Source organism: Paenibacillus sp. LS1 (assembly GCF_026013365.1).
Classification (GTDB): Bacteria; Bacillota; Bacilli; order Paenibacillales; family Paenibacillaceae; genus Paenibacillus.
The window spans coordinates 1,139,716-1,158,355 of sequence record NZ_JAPDOE010000002.1 but is presented as its reverse complement, the minus strand read 5'-3'; the positions used below and the strand labels follow the sequence as shown (position 1 = coordinate 1,158,355).

Genomic DNA, 18,640 nt, shown 5'->3' with positions numbered 1-18,640 from the left:
GTGTGTTTTGATGTACCCGAGGAAAAAGGAGTGAACATATGTCAATACAGTGGAAGCCACCCGAGCAACGGTTATCTCCTCATGCAGTAAACCTGTGGAGAATTAGCGCCATCATATGGAATGTCATAGGCCTTCTGATACTTGCCGGACTGTTAATACTCGACTCTATCTATGGGTGGAAGACGTGGATCGGTTGGATATTGTGGGGGGTTACAGCCATATCTGTACCTTATGCGGTGTGGGATATTTTTATCCAGCCTTCATGGTTATACAAGCACTGGTACTATGATTTGAATGAGGAGTTCCTGCAACTGAAGCATGGGGCGCTAACCAAGGTTTATCAGATCATTCCCATGGCGAAAGTGCAATCGGTTACAACGAATCAGGGACCATTGATGCGAAAATATGGACTCTATTCCGTATCGGTTGGCACGATGGGTTCATCTCATGATATCCCGGCATTGCCAGAGGAAGTCGCGCTCGCACTCCGTCATCAGATCGCATCCTATGCGCGGATTAATGAGGTGGACGAATGATCGATATGAAACGACATCACCCATTAGCCATGCTGTGGAGCTTGTGGAAAATGGTGAAGAATTGGTTCGCGATCATCCTGTTTTTGTTTGTCTTCCGTCAGGACTCAGAGTCCCAATGGCTCTTCTATGGAAGAATTGCCTTTTATGTAGGTATTTCAATTGGTGTGATTTCGATCATCTGGAAGTGGTTTACCTCTCGTTATACAGCAGATGATACAGCCTTTCATATCTATAGTGGTGTGTTCAACCGTACTAGAAGAACTATCCCGTATACCAAGATCCAGAATGTGAATCGTCATACGACTGTGTTTCATCGGTTGTTCCGCGTGACATCGATCCGATTCGAGACTGGGATTAAGGGAGAAGATGCTACCTTTCAGTTACACGTTGTTTCACTTTCCGAAGCGGAACAGCTGGAGAAGATTGTAGCGGGTTATATGGCAGAAGACGCAGAAACAGTAGAAGCAACAGAGGAACCTATTACGTTGGATGTAGATGAGCCCATGGAAGAGGAAGAGGGGCAATCTGAACCTGTTATACCGGATAAAGCCATGTTTCTGCCTGCAAAAGTAAAACAGGAACGGGTTGTTCATTATCATTCCACCCGGAAGGATATATTCAAAGCATCCTTTACCTCGCTTAGTTTTCTCGTACTGATTCCGGTCTTGGCTACGCTCTATTCTTGGGTGAAGGACTTCTTCCCCGATGAGGAAGTAACGGAAAGTTTATTGTTAACCTGGCTCGATTCCTGGTGGATTGCTGGTTTGATGATTTTGGTTTTATTGATCATATCTATTGCTCTGGGCATTGTCAGAACCTTTGTAAAGTATGGAAATTTCCAGATCACCTCGGATGCCAAGCGGATCTATATCACGAAGGGCATGATGGAGCAAACGTCATTCTCAATCCTGAAAGAACGCGTTCAGGCCGTGAAAATTACACAGTCTCCGATGAAAAGGCTACTTGGACTAGCGGAAGTAGAATTGACCACTGCGGGGAGTCTGGGGGAGTCCGAACATGAGGTGAACTCGCTCTATCCCTTCCTGCCTGTGAAGCAAGCCTATACCATGATTGAGGAGATCCTGCCATCCTATCGAGTTACGCAAGAGATGGAAAAACTTCCACGAATATCGCTATGGCTGCGTCTGCTCAAACCAAGCTGGGGATGGATCATAATCACGGGTTTATTGTGGTATTTCAAACCGTTCGTGTTGGGGCAGAAGCATGCCTGGTGGATGATTTCGGCGATTCTGTTAGTGTGGATTGCAACATGCAGAGTGGTGGATTTTTTCCATACCCGATACATCTTGAATCAGAATTTCATTCAACTTCGAACCGGTGCGCTCACTTCAACACTCTTCATCTCCAAACGTGAGAAAGTCATCGAAGTGCAGATCACCCGCAATGTATTACAGCGTTGGTTCGGCGTAGCTTCCATTCATACCGTGAACCGTGCCAAACCTGTTCTGCATCATCGAGCACATGACATTCCCTTGGTTATGGCTGAATCATTTCAATCATGGTACATGGGACGTACCCAAGATGTTCAGACCCGTTAATTACAAGAGCAAGTGCAGGAAGACCATACAAGGTTATTCTGTATTTGCTCTTTTTATTTGAAGACTTTTTACTACTAAGGAGGGGGCAAGGTGAGTAAAAGGAAAAAAATCATATCTCTGACGATCTTGATCACTCTAGCGATCTTAGTTGTTACGCCCTCTGTATATGTAAAAGTGAATAAGATGATCTACGCTCATCGAGTGACTGAATATTTAATTGAGAAGAAGAAGTATTCTCCCGAGGAAATTGAATCTGTAGAAGGCGTATGGTCAATCAAGCTGCCGCCATTCCTTGCCATAGTCAAATTCAAAGATGAGCCTGATGTAGAATGTATCTATTTTGCTCATAATGATGTCATCCAATTTAGTCACCGCATTTCGGAAGACGCTCAGAAGAAAGGCAAGACGAAGTCAGATCTGAAACATTTTGTACCCATGAGCGACCAAGATTAGAGGAGGAAAAATAATTTGATTAAAGCTGTGTTCTTTGATGTGGACGGTACATTGCTGAGTGAACTAGATCGGAGTTTATCACCACGTACAGTAGAGTCGATCCAGAAATTAATTCGTAAAGGCATCCAAGTCGTACTTGTCACAGGTCGGCCTTATAATTTATGCGAAGAATTCAGGAATCTCGGAATCGATACGATCATTTCGGCTAATGGGGCATTGATCAAAGCAGGTAATGAAGTGATACATAAGTCTGTACTGTCTGCACAGATGGTTAGAGCATTCAGTGAGTTTGCCGAGTTGCAAGGGCATAGTATTTCATATTTTACCGAGTCATTTGAGATGAACGGGTTGTGTACAGCAGATGGCCGTGTTATTGAGGCATTGCGAGATACGCTTGGACTCATGGATTCCCCGCAGAAAATCAGCACGTTGAAACAGGACGTATATTGCATTTGCTTATATGCAGATAAAGCTGAGACGGAGAAATTCCAGTCTAGATTTCCTTCCTTACGATTCGTGAGATTCCATCCGTATGTAGTGAATGTGCTGGAAGCGAGCGAAGTCAGCAAATCTATAGCTGCAGAGAAAGTTCTCGACTACCTGAAGATACCCAGAGAAGAGATGATGGCCTTTGGTGATGGAGAGAATGATGTGGATCTGCTAGCGTATGCGGGGATCGGGATTGCAATGGGAAATGGCGGAGAACAAATTAAACAAAGCGCCGATTATGTCACTTTGCGAGCAAGTGAAGATGGAGTCACCCATGCGTTAAAGCAGTTTAAGATTTTATGAGAATGTATGGATGAGAAATAGATGAAGGATATCCCATTTGTGGATTTTCATGTAGAATAATATAGCACGTATTAAGCCCTAAAGCATAGGGTGTTTATCGAAGGGTGACTTATGAAAAAGGTTGTTATCGTAATTCTGTCTCTTGTCGTACTTGTTGGTGTATCCTCTTCCGCTTATGCTCATCCAGGCAGACTGGATAAGAACGGTGGACATAACTGTTCAGCCAAATCCAAGCAAAAGGGCCTGTGCATGGGTTATCACTATCATAAAAAGAAAAAATAAGCACTGCTTCACATTCTTGAACTGGGGGAAAGAAGCGATGGATCATATTAAAGCTGTTATTTTTGATTTGGACAATACAATTCTGAACAGAACAATGACCTTTGACGGCTTTACGCAGCGTTTAATCAAGACATATTTTGGTCACCTTGAGTCAACCGAAGATATAAGTAAGCGAATTATTGAGCTCGACCAAGATGGTTATAAGGACAAATCCCTTCTGTTCAACGAGTTGTTGCATGAACTCCCTTGGGCAGAGCATCCGCCACATGCAGAATTGATGGCCTTCTATGGCAGAGAGTATGTGCAAAGTTCAGTTCTGATGGAACAGGCACGAGAAGTCGTTCAGCATCTGCGAGGGAAATATCGAACTGGATTAATTACCAATGGGCAGACCAATATTCAGTATGGAAAAATCGATCAACTCGGTATCCGGGAGGATTACGACCATATCATTGTTTCAGAAGAGGCTGGAGTCAAAAAGCCCGACCCACGCATATTTTGGCTGGCATTGGATCATTTCGGTCTAACACCCGAGCAATGCATCTACATTGGCGATCATCCGGTGAACGATATTGAGGGAGCAGCAAGCGTAGGCATGAGCACCATCTGGATAAAGGTTAACCAGCCATGGCAGGACAGCATTACGACTGGTCCGTTACATACGATTGAGCATCTAAGTGAGCTAAAGAGACTGCTTTAGAAGACGGTTATATAAACAAGTAAATTTCAATATCACAGTCTGGAAAGCGAGGTACATATGGAGATTAGACAGATGGCTACAGCGTTTTTGAGCAATGGCTCAGACATGCTGATGATGAAGAAGGCAGGCAGCAGACTGTTTGATTTTGAATTTTGGGGCGGCATTGGCGGACATCTGGAACAAGGAGAACTGAACGCACCCATGACCGCCAGCTATCGGGAGATTGAAGAAGAGACCGGATTCAAGCCAGAGGATGTAGAACACTTTGGACTTCGATATATTCTGTTAGAGGTTAGCGGTGGTGAGATTTGGCAGCAGTTTGTATATTTTGGTGAGACCAAGCATCGACGGTTTGTGCCCTCGGATGAAGGGGAGTTATTCTGGATACCGCTGGATGAGGTACTGGATTTACATGCGTCTATTCTGATCAAAGCGACACTTAGGCACTATTTACAACATCCGGGAGCAGAGGATATCTGGATTGGCAACGTTCAGAGCGGAACAGACCTAAAGGGCACTCCACAGGTAATATGGAACAGAATGCAGGAAACGAAATCATTTGAGCCAAAGGGGGTTATCGATAATGTTGAAATATAGAACTGAAAGAAAAAAATTGAGATGGATAAATTACCTTTTGATCACTGTACTGATTGCTATAATTCTTCCGAGTAGTCATGTAGAGGCAGACAGCTCGATTACAGTGAAAACGAAGGTCCAATATTACAAAGGACAGCCATACATACATCTAACAGGTGGAAAGAAATCTGTGACAGATAAGCTAAATAAGACATTTAAACTCCACGCAGTGAAAGCAGCTCGCTTGGACAAAGAAGAAAAGAAATCAAACAAAAATTATTTCTACATTACCATGGCCAGTGTAAAATACAATGCCAAAGAAAAGTTATCTGTGGTATATGAAGATCATGTGTACGCTGGCGGAGCACATGGAATGGATGCGACAAAATCATATAACTATGATTTAAGAACGGGGAAAGAACTGAAGCTAAGCGAGTATGTCAAAGACGATACTCAGATGGAGAAGGTAGAGAAATCAATCTCCAACAGTCTATTAGCCATGTATAATGCAGGAGTTTCTATTTTTGAAGAAAATATTTATGATTTTCAGCTTGATCAAACATCTCAATTCTTTTTATATGATAAAGGGATCGTCATCCGATTCCATCCTTATGAGGTTGCACCTTACGCTAAAGGGTTTGTAGATATCAAAGTCCCATACAGTAAATTCAACCAATAGATCGTATGCAATAAAAGACATGATCCAGTTCGATGAGGTCATGTCTTTTTATATAAAATATTTTAAAATAATCTAAAAAATACCAACATTTTCTGACATTTTATAGTATATTAAGAGTGTCTGGGAGGTGAGTGATGAGATAATCCATGTTGGTGATCTGTTCGGCTTCTATGTGTCTACATACCGTGTGAATAGCTTAACCCATCCCAAGAAGGAGGTTTTGTTATGAAGCGAATTGGAAACATGTTTCGGAAAGCAATGCTGTTCTCTCTGTCATTAATGCTGGTGTCTATCGCGTACTCACCTCATCCAGCTTCCGCTGCAAGCGGGCCTGTCAAAGGATTTCATGTAAGCGGTACCAAGTTATTGGATGCTTCAGGTACACCTTTTGTCATGCGTGGGGTGAATCATGCCCATACCTGGTTCAAGAATGATCTACAAGCGGCTATTCCGGCTATTGCTGCGACAGGTTCCAACACCGTACGTATTGTCTTGTCTAACGGAAGTCGCTGGACAGCAGATTCACTGGCGGATGTAGAGCAGATTCTGGCGCTGTGTGACCAGTACCAACTAACCGTTATGCTGGAAGTACATGATGCCACCGGGTCGGACAGTATTGCTGAACTGCGGAAAGCCTCGGATTATTTTATCAGCATCAAGGATGCCTTGATTGGCAAAGAAGATCGTGTGATCGTGAACATTGCGAATGAATGGTACGGTTCATGGGGAACCGCAGTATGGGCGGATGGATATCAACAAGTGATTCCTGAACTCCGTCAGGCCGGCATCAAGAATACGCTTGTCGTAGATACCGCAGGTTGGGGGCAATACCCTACAGCGATTTTCAATCGTGGACTGGATGTGTTTAATTCGGACCCACTGGCAAATACCATCTTCTCCATTCATATGTATGAATACGCAGGCGGTGATGCAGCAACGGTCAAAAACAACATTGATCATGCGCTGGCCATCGGCGTACCTGTCATTGTAGGCGAATTCGGATTCAAGCACACCAGTGGTGATGTGGATGAAGCGACGATCTTGAGCTACGCACAGCAAAAGGGAGTTGGCTGGTTAGCCTGGTCCTGGTACGGTAATGGTGGCGGTGTAGAATATCTTGATCTGAATAACGGTCCAGCAGGTTCCCTGACCGATTGGGGACAGACGGTGGTCAATGGACCGAACGGTACGCTGGCTACCTCTGAGCTGAATACGATCTATACAACCCCTGGATATCAACCTGTTCCAGATAACGGTAGTGGGGGAGTTGTCACGATCCCGGCCGCGCCGACAGGTGTAACAGCCACGCCGGGTAATGGACAAGTAGCGCTGAACTGGAGCGCATCTCCCGGAGCAGCGAGTTATATTGTACAGCGTGCAACAACGAGCGGAGGAACATATACGGATGTAGCCACGAATGTGAGCGGAACAACCTACACCAATACGTCTTTGACGAATGGAACCACGTACTATTACAAAATCAAAGCCGTGAACAGCGCGGGCTCCAGCCCAAGCTCGGTACAGGTGAGTGCGACACCACAGGCGGGTACAACCACGCCAACGTCGAACCTGGTTCTGCAATATCGTGCGGCAGATACCGATGCAACGAACAATCATATCAAGCCCTACTTTAATATCAAAAACAATGGTACATCTGCGGTTAACCTGAGTGGTCTGAAGATCCGTTATTACTTTACAAAAGACGGCTCCGAGGGGTTAAATACCGTTATAGATTGGGCGCAGATCGGAGCAGCCAACATCACGACTAGCATTGGAAGTATCACGGGCACGAATGCAGATACCTATGTCGAGATTGGTTTCACTTCGGGTGCAGGGTCTCTGCCAGCGGGAGGTCAGACGGGAGACATTCAGCTGCGTATCCACAAGGATAATTGGGGCAATTTCAACGAAAATAATGACTATTCCTTCCGTCCAACGCAAACTACCTATGACGTGTGGAACAGGGTGACTCTCCATCAGAATGGCAACCTGATTTCCGGGGTCACACCTTAACGTAAAGCGTATCCGCTATTCAGGCTGACCGTAGTAACGTTTACATGCTGCGGCAGCCTGAACGGGCGAACGGGTTTAACTTTGCATAGGGCAGAGACTGTTGTTATAGGTTGTTGAAAAAGCTCATTTCGTCAAACTAAGCTGTAATAATTCGATCTTTCGTTCGTCGATTCCGATGTTCTATCGCTTCCTCATAGTCCCCGATTAGTGTATCAAAAATATGCTCCCACGACCGCTGCTCAGCCAGCTTTCTGCCTTCCAGTCCCATCATCCTCAATTGGTTTCCGTGATTTCCCCAGAGACATATCTCCCGAATCAGTGCATCAGCCTGACCTGGCTCGAATAATACACCATTGCGGTGGTGGGATACCAGATCCTTGACACCTCCAGCATTGGCCGCTACCACTGGGAGTCCTGAAGCCATCGCTTCCAGTACCACATTGCCAAATGTCTCCGTAGAGGAAGGAAACACAAACAGATCTGCCGAAGCATACATAAAAGCAAGTTCTTCGCCATGCATATATCCTGTAAAGGTGACATTCGATGGGGTTTGTGTACGCATTTTGGGGAGAGATGGGCCATCGCCAACGATAATCCAGTGTACTCGGGACTGCATTTCCTGTGGCAACTGCTGCATGGTAGTTGTGAGCGTAGCGATATCTTTTTCGGGGGCAATGCGTCCAACGTAGAGTAAAATAAGGGGAGCGGTGATCTGATATCGTTCACGGATATCCGAGCTGCGTTTATCAGGAGAGTACAGGTTGCAATCAATCCCGCGGGACCAAAGCTTCAGACGCTGAATGCCTTGAGCTTGCAGGGTGTTTAACGTTTCCTGCGATGGGGTGAGTGTTGCATCACAGGCACGGTGGAACCATTGGATATATTTCCAGTAGAGCGGAATCATGCTTTTCAACCGGTAGTATTCGAGATAACGATCGAAGTGGGTATGGTAGGAGACAACATGCGGAAGATGATGTTTGAGCGCATACCTCAGGCCAAGCAGCCCCATATTAAAAGGCGTGGCGATATGCATCAGATCGGGCTGAAAGTCTTGTAGCTGTTTGTGCGTGTTTGCTCTGTTGGGTAGAGCGATGCGGCATTCGGGATACAGAAAAAAAGGAATGTTAGCAACCGATCTGACTTGAGTCTCATGGCTTCCTTCAATGACGGAGTTCGGAGTAAACAGCAGATGTTCAATTCTTCTGCGGTTCAGATGGTTACTCAAGCGGTGGAGCGTGCCAGCAACACCATTGGTTTCCGGAAGATAGGTGTCTGTGAACAAGGCCAGGCGCATCATTACCCCTCCCAAGACTCGTGATGCCAAGATCATAACAGCGGAACATTTTCCAGAGGTCAAGTGCACGTTAACTTGACGCTTTTCCCTGTAAAATTGATAACAGGATATAAAATACCAACTTTCATAAGCTCAACTTGTATAGCGTATTCTGCTATGATGTAATAACGTGTCGGCGTATATAGAGAGATACAGGAGGCAGAGAAAGATGAACAAGTTACAAGAAGAACTGCAGGAATTGTTACCACTCGATCAGCTTGAGGAGATGTCAGGTGAAGAAGTGGTGGGGAGTATTGCCATGGACCTTTATCGGGCTGAGTTTGCGACGATTCGAGAGAGTGGACCGGAACTCCCGCAAGTATTGCGAGATACCATTCTAATCATTGATCTGGATACCGAGTTGTCCATGAACGGAATGACCGGTTTCCTTGAGAATGCCAGCGGGCAGTATCTCGGTGAGACAATAGCAGCGATGGAGCGGATCGGTAATGAGGCTGATGCCGTAATCCTGAAGAAGATCGAGCAGATATTGTCCGAGAGCGGCGTAACGCACGGGAAATTACGAGATAATGTGAATGGCCTGTCCGAAGATGACATCACGACAAGCCTGCAAACACACGGGGAACAGATTCATGAGGTATTGCAGCGAATTGAGCTGGAAGCCGGCAATATAAGTATGCAATCCGATAACGAAGAAAGTTTTGACCTGTTGTATCAATATGTGGATGCGAATAAAGATCGTCTGAGACAGGAGATGCAGCAATTCTTGTCTAATTGAATGGAAAGAGGAGGCAAATGACAAGCATGAACAAACGATTAGCGATGGAATCCGTTCTGGTTACTCTGTTATTCATCATCGGTTTTGTAGCCTGGAATGTCGTTCAAGGCATGATGATGACCATGAATTACGTACCTGATCTGATGAACACCGCTTCATCCGGTACCCCATTGCAATCCAAGATTGCTTTTGGAACCCTTGTTCAATGGAATATAACATCCATGATCATGGCTGTTGCCGGATTCATTTTGCTCGCCGCTGCATATTACGGTCTTCGATCAGGAATGCAGCGCTGGACACAGCGTTCCTGAAATTTGTCCGCTTAGGCCCCACATTCAGTGTACTTACGTGATCTATATAACACACCATTTACAACTGCCCTGAGTCCATTAGACTCAGGGTTTTTACTGTGGCTAATGTTTTTCCGCTTCGAAGGGGAAATTTTCTAGATCCAAGGTCCAGGCAGAATCCGTTACAATGATCTTGTAAGCGCTTATCGTTTTGGATAGAGAGAGGAGGAGAGACAGAGATCATGATTACAACCAATCAGATTTATCTCGATCAGACATTGCATAGCAAAGAGGACGTATTTGATTTTATATCTGCGGAGGCAGAGCGTTACAGCATCACTACAAACCGTGCGCAACTTGCGGCTGATCTGTGGGAACGCGAACGTGTCTACTCCACCGGACTTCAGGATCACTTTGCGATTCCCCATACCCAGAGTGAAGTTGTAACACGTCCGGCGGTGATGGTCATTCGGTTGCGGGAGTCCATTGATTGGGAATCACATGACGGCAAGCCGGTAAAATATATTTTTGCCATCCTTGTGCCTAAGGGTCATGTAGACGTATCCCATCTACAAATTATCTCTTCACTTGCCACCTTGTTGCTTGAAGATTCATTCAAAGAGGCTATCGCAGAAGCAGTGCAGCCGGAAGATGTATATACGTTGCTTCATCAATATACGGAAGGACTGGTGTCATAATGAAAATCGTAGGTGTTACGTCATGTATCGCAGGTCTCGCCCATACTCCGATGGCCGCCAAAGCATTGGAGAAAGCAGCTCAACAACTGGGATATGAGATCAAAGTGGAACAGCAGGGGGCTATGGGGCAAGTCAATAAGCTGACGGAAGAAGATATTGCTGCAGCGAATTTTGTACTAATTGCAGCGGATCAAACGGTGAAGGACATGGATCGGTTTGGCGACAAAAAAGTCGTGCGTGTCAAAATCGGTCATGCCGTAAGTCAGGCAGAAGCGGTATTAACCAAAGCTGTTGAGGCTGTGAACGCACAAGCTTAACCCCACCTTCCACATGAGGAGAGAGTACGATGAGAAAATGGTTCGGTGAAGCAAAAACACATCTAATGACAGGTATCTCCTATCTGCTGCCGGTCATTATCGCGGGTTCCCTGGTCGTTGCCATCTGTAAAATTATCGCACTATCGATGGGCATTACCGATCTTGATCCGTACAAAGATGGAAGCGGATTCTTGCATATTTTATATCTCGTGCAAAATGTAGGATGGAGCGGCATCGGACTATTGACGATTGTCCTGTCCGGTTATATTGCGTACTCCATTGCCGACAAACCTGCGCTGGCCGCAGGGCTGATCGGCGGGGTGCTGGCACAGCAGACCAACGCCGGTTTCCTCGGCGCGTTGATCTCAGGCTTCTTTGCCGGATATATCACCTTGTGGGTTAAAAACAAAGTCAAGATTACAGGTCCGGCCGCTGGCTCGGTACCATTAATCATTTTACCGCTGATTACCGTCGGTTTAACCGGATTTCTGATGGCGGTCATTCTCGGTGGCCCGCTGGGCGCACTGAATGAGTATCTGATTGCCTGGGTTCAAAATATGAGCCAGAGCGGAACGAATACCGTTGTGCTTGCCATTATTCTGGGAGCGATGATTGGGTTCGATCTCGGTGGACCCGTCAACAAAGCGGCATGGATGGCAGGCAACGCCCTGTTCCTGTCCGGTGTATATCTGCCGAATATTTTTATCAATATTGCCATCTGCATTCCGCCGCTTGGTTATGGCTTGGCGACATTGCTGATGAAGAAGCGTTTTTCCAAAACCTATCAGGAAGCGGGCAAAGGTGCAGTGATTATGGGCGTGATCGGCATTACGGAAGGTGCTATCCCGTTCACACTGCGTAACCCTGCGAAGATGATTCTGGTCAACATGTTTGCCTGTGCAACGGGTGCTGCCCTGACTGCATTGCTGGGAGCACACATCATCATGCCACCGATCGGTGGGTTATATGGAGCTGTATCGGTAGGTACCCCAATCGCGTACCTTGCCGGAGGCATTGTCGGTGCACTAATCGTGGCGGGAGGCACCATGCTGGTGAACTTCCGTGATGAAGAAGAGAAACAGCCTGCCAAGACTCAGGAAGCTTCGGTGAAGAAAAACGGGGAAGAAATCGAACTCGTTTTTGACTAAAAGTACATGTTCAAAAAGATCGGTTTTCAGTATCGAGAAGATGGGATGAAGGTAGAAATGGAGTAGCGGAGCGTAGGGAAAACTACGTGAGCAACTACAATGTTTCCGAAGGAAACAACCTTCGTAAGCATCCACTTATTTCGGCTGAATTCCATCTTCGATGCTGATGATGCCAACAGGCATCCCTCGTAATCAAAAGCGGACTTTTTTGAACAACCTTTAAAAAGCATCTGGAGGGATATAGAGATATGAGTGAGAGCAATCGCACCAAAGTACATGTGATTCCACATACGCACTGGGACCGGGAATGGTATTTTACGACCTCCCGTTCCAAAGTGTATCTCGTCAAACACGTCAAGGAAGTATTGAACGCACTGGAAAATATCGAAGGATTTCATTATTACCTGCTGGATGCACAGGGCTCGCTGCTGGATGATTACATCCGCTGGTGTCCTGAAGATGAGGAACGCATTCGCCAACTGGTTTCAGCCAAACGACTGATGACGGGACCCTGGTATACACAGACGGATCAATTGGTGATTTCCAGTGAATCCATGGTTCGAAACCTGTATTATGGTATGAAAACAGCACAAAAGTACGGACATGCGATGAAGGTTGGTTATGTCCCGGATGCATTCGGACAATCGGCACAGATGCCACAGATCTACCGCGAGTTTGGCATTGAACGTTTCCTGTTCTGGAGAGGCGTATCAGATAATACGAATCCACATACCGAGTTTACGTGGGAAGGATCGGATGGTAGCCGTGTATTTGCTGTACAGATGCCATTCGGGTATTACTACGGCGGTAACATTCCAGAAAATGAAGAAGATCTGATCCCTTATCTGGAGAAACAGATTGGTGCGCTGGAACGAAAAGCCTCGACCAAACATATCTATTTCCCTAATGGATTTGACCAGGCACCTGTCCGGTTGAACCTGCCGGAGTTGATTGAACGGTTCAATGCGCTGGATACAGAACGCGAATATGTGATGAATGAACCGGAACGTTTTCTGGCGGAGATCGAAGCGGATAGTCAGGATCTGCCTGTACTTCGGGGTGAATTAATGGAAGCCAAGCACATGCGCATTCACAAGTCCATTTTTTCCACCCGTGCGGATCTCAAACAACAGAATAACCGGATTGAGAATCTGATTGCCAATACGCTCGAACCTGTGCTTGCCATAAGCCATTCTCTCGGGCATGATTACCCGCATCGCATTGTGGAGGACATTTGGAAGCTATTGTTTGAGAATGCGGCACATGACAGCATCGGTGGCTGTAACAGCGATACAACGAATCAGGACGTTGCGTTCCGTTACAAACAGGCCTATGATATCGCACTGAATCTGCTCGATCTGCATATGCGGATGATTGCTTCAACGATACAGCAGGAGGAGACATTTGCGTTCACCCTGTTCAACACGCTACCGTATGTGCGAGGCGGGGTTACCGAGATTGAAGCTTATATTCCGGAAGAATCCTTTGTGATTCGGGATACAAAAGGGCGCGAGCTGGCCTATACCATTTTGGAAAAAGTAGACCAGACCGATTATGTGCTTGGACAGCACATCGATCTCAATCCAAGCCGCAAAGTGTATCTGCCGGAACGGGTATATCGCGCGAAATTGCTGGTGGAACTGCAAGAGGTTCCGGCAATGGGCTACACCCAGATTATCTTTGATTTCAGTCAGGGCACTGCACCCGTTATTGAGCGGCGTAACGGGGACATGATTGAAAATGAATATTTCACCATTGCGCTGCGAGCAAACGGCACCTTGCAAATTACGGACAAGCGTTCAGGCCAAGTGTATGCAGATCAAATGGTCTTTGAAGATAATGGGGATGACGGGGATTCCTACAATTATTCTCCACCCGAGCGGGATCTGATTGTTTCTTCGGCTGGTAGCCAGATGAGTGCAATGACCACCCAAACGTCTGTAACCCAGACATTATCCCTGCGTTTCACGTTGGATGTTCCCTACGATCTGGAAGAGCGCGCCGCAGGCATCACGTCGGGAGCATTGCCAATGCAGGTGGACATATCCCTTCGCAAAGGAGAAAAGCTGATCCGCTTCCACATTCAGGTGCAGAATGAGGTGTTTAACCACCGTCTGCGTGTCCTTTTTGATACAGGAATTGCTTCCGCTCTATCCATTGCAGATCAGCCTTTCGGTGTGATTGCTCGTCCAACCTCATTGCCAGAAGTGGAGGTATGGGAGCGCGAACAATGGCAGGAGAAACCGATCACCATTGAAGCGATGCAGAGTTATGCAGGGTTGAACAACGGTTCGCATGGTATGGCTGTGATGACGGAAGGTGTACGTGAGTACGAGATTGTTGGGAAGAAAATGGATACCATTGCCCTGACCTTGTTCCGTACGTTCGGTTTCATGGGTAAGGAAAACCTGTTGTATCGTCCCGGACGGGCTTCCGGTGAGAAAATTGTAGCAACGCCAGACGCGCAATTGCTTGGTGAGCTCTCCTTTACCTTCGGCCTGCATATCCAGACTTCTGGATTCGACGAAGCGAATGTAGCCCGTGCTGCGCGTGAATATTTAACACCGATCAGCAGTTATCAGCTGTGCGACTTTTTGAACGGACGACTGATCTTTGCTTTCCGAGATGAGGAACGTGTGCTGGAACCCGACTACAGCCTGATGTCGTTCAGCGGCAATTCCAACGTGGTGTTAAGCAGCTTTAAGAAAGCAGAGGAGAGTGACGGATACATTGTGCGTGTCTTCAATCCGTATTTGTCACAGTCTGCAAACGTGAACATGCACTTTAATCAACCTGTACATGCAGAGCGTGTATCTCTTGGTGAACACCCCCTGGAGCCTCAACAGAGGTTAACCGAGGGAGAAGAGGTCGTTCGTTTACCGGAACTCGCACATTGTAAATTGATGACGGTACTTGTATCGATATAAGGTGAGCTTTAGTTCTACACAATCCTGATCAGAAGGGAGGTCGGATATCGGTATGATTTTTCCAACTAAACGGTTGAAAAAGCTGTTCCACCTCATTCATGGTGAAGGACAGGAACAGGCTTGGACGAGCCAAGCGCTTGCAGACAGGCTGGAGGTTACGGTGCGTACCATTCGGGATGATCTGAAAAAGTTGGATCATATCCTTACGGGGCATGGCGGGAGCCTAGAGTCCAAGCGTGGATGGGGATATTCCATTCGTGTACACGATGCGAAGCGGTATGATGAGCTGTTGGAGGAACGGAAGGATGATCTGCAAAAAGGTGCGCCAGTACCTGGGTCACCCGATGAGCGTATCCGTTATGAATTGTTCAAGCTGCTTGGTGAACCGGGTCATATTAAGATGGAAGACCTCGCTGATCAGCTGTATATAAGCCGTGCAACGATGAACAACGATCTGAAAATCATTCGTCAGATTCTGGAGAACTACCAGCTTCAGCTTCAGATCAAGCCAGGACATGGTGTGAAGGTCGTCGGTGACGAGCAAAGGTTCCGTTATTGCCTTGCCGAGTACGCCGATGCGCGAGATGAAGAACTGGGACCGGAAGGCATGACTGCTGCACAGGAACGTTTGCTGTATCCAATCGAACCCGCGCACATCCGCGAGATTGTCATTCGCCATGTAGGCAAACAGAATGTTCGTATTGCAGATGTGGCCCTGAAAGATCTGATTACGCATCTGGCTGTTATGGTATTGCGCATTAAACAGGGGCATGAACTGGAGCGATTCGAGAAAGTGGAGGCGAATCTTCAGGATCAGCAACTTGCACAACACATTATTCAAGACCTGGAGTCGTTATATTCCATTCACTGTCCAGTCGGAGAGCGAGATTATCTGTTGCTTCATATTGTTAGCAAAAAAATGACCGCTACCGATTGGAATGGACTCCGAAGTGACCCATTATATGTTGCTGTACAGCAGATGCTGGGTCATATCTATGATCGGTACACCTATGATCTGCGGGATGATGACCGCTTGCCGAATGATCTCTATGCCCATCTGAAGCCTATGATTACACGGTTGGAACATGGCATGAATATGCGGAATCCACTGCTGGGACATATACGTAAATATTATCCACTGGCTTATGAGATTACGATCAGTGCAGTGAAACAGCTACAGACATACGTACCTCATGAGATCAATGACAGTGAGATTGGTTACCTGGCTCTTCACATTGGTGCAGCATTGGAACGTAAATACCAGATTCCTCATCGCAAACGGAAATCCGTATTACTCGTCTGTGGGTCAGGATACGGCACAGCCCGTATTCTTGAATCCAGATTACGCTCTTTATTTGCCGAGCTGGAGGTCTCTCGTGTAGTATCGCTAAGAGAGTACGAGGAGATGGGGAGTGTGCCTGAAGATTTGGTCATTTCCACGATCCGGTTACGGGAGTCCAAAGGCAAACCGTCGGCCGTCATTGCTGCGATTCCATCGGAACGCGACATGGCAACGATCACTCATCTGGTGCGAACTAGTGATGAGCAGGAGGAAATGACGCTGCTGCGTTACTTTGATCCAGCATTGTTCATGTTTCGGTCCGATCAGCCTAACAAAATGACACTTATGGCTGAGATGAGCGGGGCGCTGTTGGAGAAGGGAATTGTAACAGAGCAATTCTGGCCAGCTGTGCAGGAGCGGGAAAAGATGGCTTCAACCGCGCTTGGAAGAGGTATGGCGATTCCACATCCCATGGAGCTGAGTTCAACTCGTACGACCGTATCGGTATGTCTGTTCGAGAAGCCGATTCCGTGGGATGAAGAGAATGAAGTACATGCGGTATTTATGTTATCCATATGCAAAGAGGATTACGAACAGGCGATGGGTATCTATGATCTGTTTGTAGAGTTGATTCGGCAGGAGGAGCAGCTGGAAAGCCTGAAATCCTGCGGCAGCTTCGATGCCTTTGCCCAACTTATATGCGAAACGTTGAGTCTGAAAAGTACCGAAGTGTATTGATATATAAGTTCACTAAGGATACTTCCACTGACACTCCGATGACAGAATAACCTTCCGATCGCTGTTATCCCCGGATTTTTCTGATCCCCTTTTCGAAAGGGGAAAAACCGTCCTTCATCAGATTTGTCTGATAGAGGACGGTTTTTATTCGTTTACACAAACTATAGATTAGATATGTTTGGAAATGACTTCTTCCAGTCCTTGAGCGACAGAATGCGGACCCCGCTCCAGGTGTCTTTCATACAGATGCAGGCGGACGAAGCTCTCATCCGTTCCCATCGCTTCAGAGAATATTCCACTGAGTCCACGAGCGCGGCGATCGATCTGTAATAACAGTTCCAGTGAATCCCCCATCGGATAGAACAGCACTTCCAGTTCATCCAGATGCCCACGGAACTTGCTCGTTGGCACAAATTCGAATTCCTGCACAAATGGCAGATTGCCGCCCAGCTTCGGCGCATAGTCATTGGTTACTTCACGCAGCTTGAAGCCAAGGATATCAATTGCATCGAGCACGGTGTTCATGTCTTTGCTAGGCACAACATGCAATCTGTCCCGGTCGGATGGGTCCACGGCGCTTGAGATATCGAGGCCCGTTTCTACCCATACTTCTGCACGATGTAGTGTAATAGGCAAATTTTCTGGCAGGTCAAATGAGAAGTCTTTCTCCAATTTGGCTCCAGGCTGCAATGTAAATCCTTCGGTGAGCAAATATTTGGCTATAACAGCTGTTTCTTTTACTTTGCGATCATCGCGCTCCCGTATGTAATGGGTTTTGATTGAAAGATAGATTCGATCTACATTCTGTTCCACATCTCCACCTTCAATGTACACAACCCCTGAGATGATTCCTCCAGGCGTGACCTCTGGTGTATGCAATTCTGTATTTACTTTGGCTGCTCCAACACCTACACTGGCTAACATTTTCTTGAAAAATGACATGCGCTCAACCTCCAGATCAGATGGTTTACTATTTGGGGATAAATACGACTTCGACCTTAATACGGAAACTGGAAGAGAAGCGTTTCAAATTTTAGTAAAGATATAACCCTATCAAAACAGGAGAATCGACTTACCTATGTCGAATGGTTTGGAAGAAGGGATTTTTTGTAAGGAGCTGAAGCCGAGTGAACACAGAATTTTCAGAACAGGAACATGGTGAGACTGGTGTCAAAACTATCTCTGAAAAGATGGCGAACGGGGAACAGAAATATAAAATGATAGCAGAAGACGGCAGTTATTATTGTAGAACCGTTGCTTCAGCCCAGGGAGCATGGCAAAACAGTCATGTACATATCAAACTAACGGAGTTTTATGTTGTGCAATCCGGATGGATTGCTTATGCCAGTTATGGAGAAGATCAGATGCTTTCGATTCAAGTGATGCGTGAAGGAGAGCACATCGTTGTCCAGCCGAGAGTTCATCACAATGTATATATGTCAGCCAATAGCGTTATCCATACAATTAAATATGGGTTGAATACACATAGTGATTGGTCTGCTTCTCCGGAATTAGACTGCGTTACACAAACATTAATGGAGAGCGAATTGCTTCAAACTTACGGATAATCTTGGGGGG

General features: G+C 46.4%; 19 protein-coding genes. 17 read left to right on the top strand and 2 right to left on the bottom strand.

The window, feature by feature from the left end:
• The first annotated feature begins 38 nt into the window (after positions 1-38).
• From OM416_RS14525 to OM416_RS14485, 9 genes are all read left to right on the top strand, one after another.
• A complete protein-coding gene (locus OM416_RS14525; RefSeq protein ID WP_264930327.1) occupies positions 39-536 on the top strand; it encodes a PH domain-containing protein in 498 nt (165 codons plus the stop codon).
• On the top strand, positions 533-2,095 hold the full coding sequence (locus OM416_RS14520) for a PH domain-containing protein (protein ID WP_264930325.1): 1,563 nt from the start codon (positions 533-535) through the stop codon (positions 2,093-2,095). The genes OM416_RS14525 and OM416_RS14520 overlap by 4 nt, the downstream gene beginning before the upstream one ends.
• 90 nt (positions 2,096-2,185) lie before the next feature.
• Complete coding sequence (locus tag OM416_RS14515) at positions 2,186-2,548, top strand: DUF3139 domain-containing protein (protein ID WP_264930323.1); 363 nt, start codon at positions 2,186-2,188, stop codon at positions 2,546-2,548.
• A gap of 15 nt (positions 2,549-2,563) precedes the next feature.
• Entirely contained in the window at positions 2,564-3,340 is a 777-nt protein-coding gene (locus tag OM416_RS14510) for a Cof-type HAD-IIB family hydrolase (protein ID WP_264930321.1), read from the top strand.
• Between the two features lie 111 nt (positions 3,341-3,451).
• Positions 3,452-3,622 (top strand): YHYH domain-containing protein, encoded by a 171-nt coding sequence (locus tag OM416_RS14505; RefSeq protein WP_264930319.1) that lies wholly within the window; start codon positions 3,452-3,454, stop codon positions 3,620-3,622.
• 37 nt (positions 3,623-3,659) lie between these two features.
• On the top strand, positions 3,660-4,322 hold the full coding sequence (locus OM416_RS14500; protein WP_264930317.1) for an HAD family hydrolase: 663 nt from the start codon (positions 3,660-3,662) through the stop codon (positions 4,320-4,322).
• Positions 4,323-4,394: 72 nt separating this feature from the next.
• A complete protein-coding gene (locus OM416_RS14495) occupies positions 4,395-4,919 on the top strand; it encodes an NUDIX domain-containing protein (RefSeq protein WP_264930315.1) in 525 nt (174 codons plus the stop codon).
• Positions 4,906-5,577, top strand: a complete 672-nt coding sequence (locus OM416_RS14490; protein ID WP_264930313.1) for a DUF3298 and DUF4163 domain-containing protein — start codon at positions 4,906-4,908, stop codon at positions 5,575-5,577. The genes OM416_RS14495 and OM416_RS14490 overlap by 14 nt, the downstream gene beginning before the upstream one ends.
• Before the next feature lie 225 nt (positions 5,578-5,802).
• Positions 5,803-7,590, top strand: coding sequence for a cellulase family glycosylhydrolase (locus OM416_RS14485; protein ID WP_264930311.1), 1,788 nt, complete (start codon positions 5,803-5,805; stop codon positions 7,588-7,590).
• A 136-nt stretch (positions 7,591-7,726) separates the two neighbouring features.
• On the opposite strand, the gene OM416_RS14480 is transcribed toward OM416_RS14485, so the two are convergent.
• Entirely contained in the window at positions 7,727-8,887 is a 1,161-nt protein-coding gene (locus tag OM416_RS14480) for a glycosyltransferase family 4 protein (RefSeq protein WP_264930309.1), read from the bottom strand.
• 205 nt (positions 8,888-9,092) lie between these two features.
• Between OM416_RS14480 and OM416_RS14475 the strand changes: the two genes are divergently transcribed.
• From OM416_RS14475 to OM416_RS14445, 7 genes are all read left to right on the top strand, one after another.
• A complete protein-coding gene (locus tag OM416_RS14475; protein ID WP_264930307.1) occupies positions 9,093-9,662 on the top strand; it encodes a hypothetical protein in 570 nt (189 codons plus the stop codon).
• 26 nt (positions 9,663-9,688) lie between these two features.
• Entirely contained in the window at positions 9,689-9,973 is a 285-nt protein-coding gene (locus OM416_RS14470) for a hypothetical protein (RefSeq protein ID WP_264930305.1), read from the top strand.
• Positions 9,974-10,194: 221 nt separating this feature from the next.
• Positions 10,195-10,650 (top strand): PTS sugar transporter subunit IIA, encoded by a 456-nt coding sequence (locus OM416_RS14465; RefSeq protein ID WP_264930303.1) that lies wholly within the window; start codon positions 10,195-10,197, stop codon positions 10,648-10,650.
• Positions 10,650-10,967, top strand: coding sequence for a PTS fructose transporter subunit IIB (locus OM416_RS14460; protein WP_017689749.1), 318 nt, complete (start codon positions 10,650-10,652; stop codon positions 10,965-10,967). The genes OM416_RS14465 and OM416_RS14460 overlap by 1 nt, the downstream gene beginning before the upstream one ends.
• Before the next feature lie 29 nt (positions 10,968-10,996).
• Positions 10,997-12,115, top strand: a complete 1,119-nt coding sequence (locus tag OM416_RS14455) for a PTS fructose transporter subunit IIC (RefSeq protein WP_036610325.1) — start codon at positions 10,997-10,999, stop codon at positions 12,113-12,115.
• 248 nt (positions 12,116-12,363) lie between these two features.
• Positions 12,364-15,042 carry a mannosylglycerate hydrolase gene (gene mngB / locus OM416_RS14450; protein WP_264930300.1) on the top strand — a complete coding sequence of 893 codons (2,679 nt, stop codon included), beginning with the start codon at positions 12,364-12,366 and terminating at the stop codon, positions 15,040-15,042.
• Between the two features lie 52 nt (positions 15,043-15,094).
• The gene (locus OM416_RS14445; protein WP_264930298.1) at positions 15,095-17,062 is read left to right on the top strand and encodes a BglG family transcription antiterminator; all 1,968 of its coding nucleotides are present in this window, start codon (positions 15,095-15,097) and stop codon (positions 17,060-17,062) included.
• Between the two features lie 168 nt (positions 17,063-17,230).
• Here the strand turns inward: OM416_RS14445 and OM416_RS14440 are convergent, their stop codons facing one another.
• Entirely contained in the window at positions 17,231-18,004 is a 774-nt protein-coding gene (locus OM416_RS14440; RefSeq protein WP_264930295.1) for a sporulation protein, read from the bottom strand.
• A gap of 185 nt (positions 18,005-18,189) precedes the next feature.
• Between OM416_RS14440 and OM416_RS14435 the strand changes: the two genes are divergently transcribed.
• Positions 18,190-18,630, top strand: coding sequence for a hypothetical protein (locus tag OM416_RS14435; protein WP_264930293.1), 441 nt, complete (start codon positions 18,190-18,192; stop codon positions 18,628-18,630).
• The last annotated feature ends 10 nt before the right edge of the window (positions 18,631-18,640 follow it).

Bases quoted from the DNA above. Each gene is read 5' to 3' on its own strand.
- OM416_RS14525 (WP_264930327.1), top strand. From the start codon at position 39: ATGTCAATACAGTGGAAGCCACCCGAGCAACGGTTATCTCCTCATGCA.
- OM416_RS14520 (WP_264930325.1), top strand. From the start codon at position 533: ATGATCGATATGAAACGACATCACCCATTAGCCATGCTGTGGAGCTTG.
- OM416_RS14505 (WP_264930319.1), top strand. From the start codon at position 3,452: ATGAAAAAGGTTGTTATCGTAATTCTGTCTCTTGTCGTACTTGTTGGT.
- OM416_RS14500 (WP_264930317.1), top strand. From the start codon at position 3,660: ATGGATCATATTAAAGCTGTTATTTTTGATTTGGACAATACAATTCTG.
- OM416_RS14495 (WP_264930315.1), top strand. From the start codon at position 4,395: ATGGCTACAGCGTTTTTGAGCAATGGCTCAGACATGCTGATGATGAAG.
- OM416_RS14490 (WP_264930313.1), top strand. From the start codon at position 4,906: ATGTTGAAATATAGAACTGAAAGAAAAAAATTGAGATGGATAAATTAC.
- OM416_RS14485 (WP_264930311.1), top strand. From the start codon at position 5,803: ATGAAGCGAATTGGAAACATGTTTCGGAAAGCAATGCTGTTCTCTCTG.
- OM416_RS14480 (WP_264930309.1), bottom strand. From the start codon at position 8,887: ATGATGCGCCTGGCCTTGTTCACAGACACCTATCTTCCGGAAACCAAT.
- OM416_RS14475 (WP_264930307.1), top strand. From the start codon at position 9,093: ATGAACAAGTTACAAGAAGAACTGCAGGAATTGTTACCACTCGATCAG.
- OM416_RS14470 (WP_264930305.1), top strand. From the start codon at position 9,689: ATGAACAAACGATTAGCGATGGAATCCGTTCTGGTTACTCTGTTATTC.
- OM416_RS14465 (WP_264930303.1), top strand. From the start codon at position 10,195: ATGATTACAACCAATCAGATTTATCTCGATCAGACATTGCATAGCAAA.
- OM416_RS14460 (WP_017689749.1), top strand. From the start codon at position 10,650: ATGAAAATCGTAGGTGTTACGTCATGTATCGCAGGTCTCGCCCATACT.
- OM416_RS14455 (WP_036610325.1), top strand. From the start codon at position 10,997: ATGAGAAAATGGTTCGGTGAAGCAAAAACACATCTAATGACAGGTATC.
- mngB (WP_264930300.1), top strand. From the start codon at position 12,364: ATGAGTGAGAGCAATCGCACCAAAGTACATGTGATTCCACATACGCAC.
- OM416_RS14445 (WP_264930298.1), top strand. From the start codon at position 15,095: ATGATTTTTCCAACTAAACGGTTGAAAAAGCTGTTCCACCTCATTCAT.
- OM416_RS14440 (WP_264930295.1), bottom strand. From the start codon at position 18,004: ATGTCATTTTTCAAGAAAATGTTAGCCAGTGTAGGTGTTGGAGCAGCC.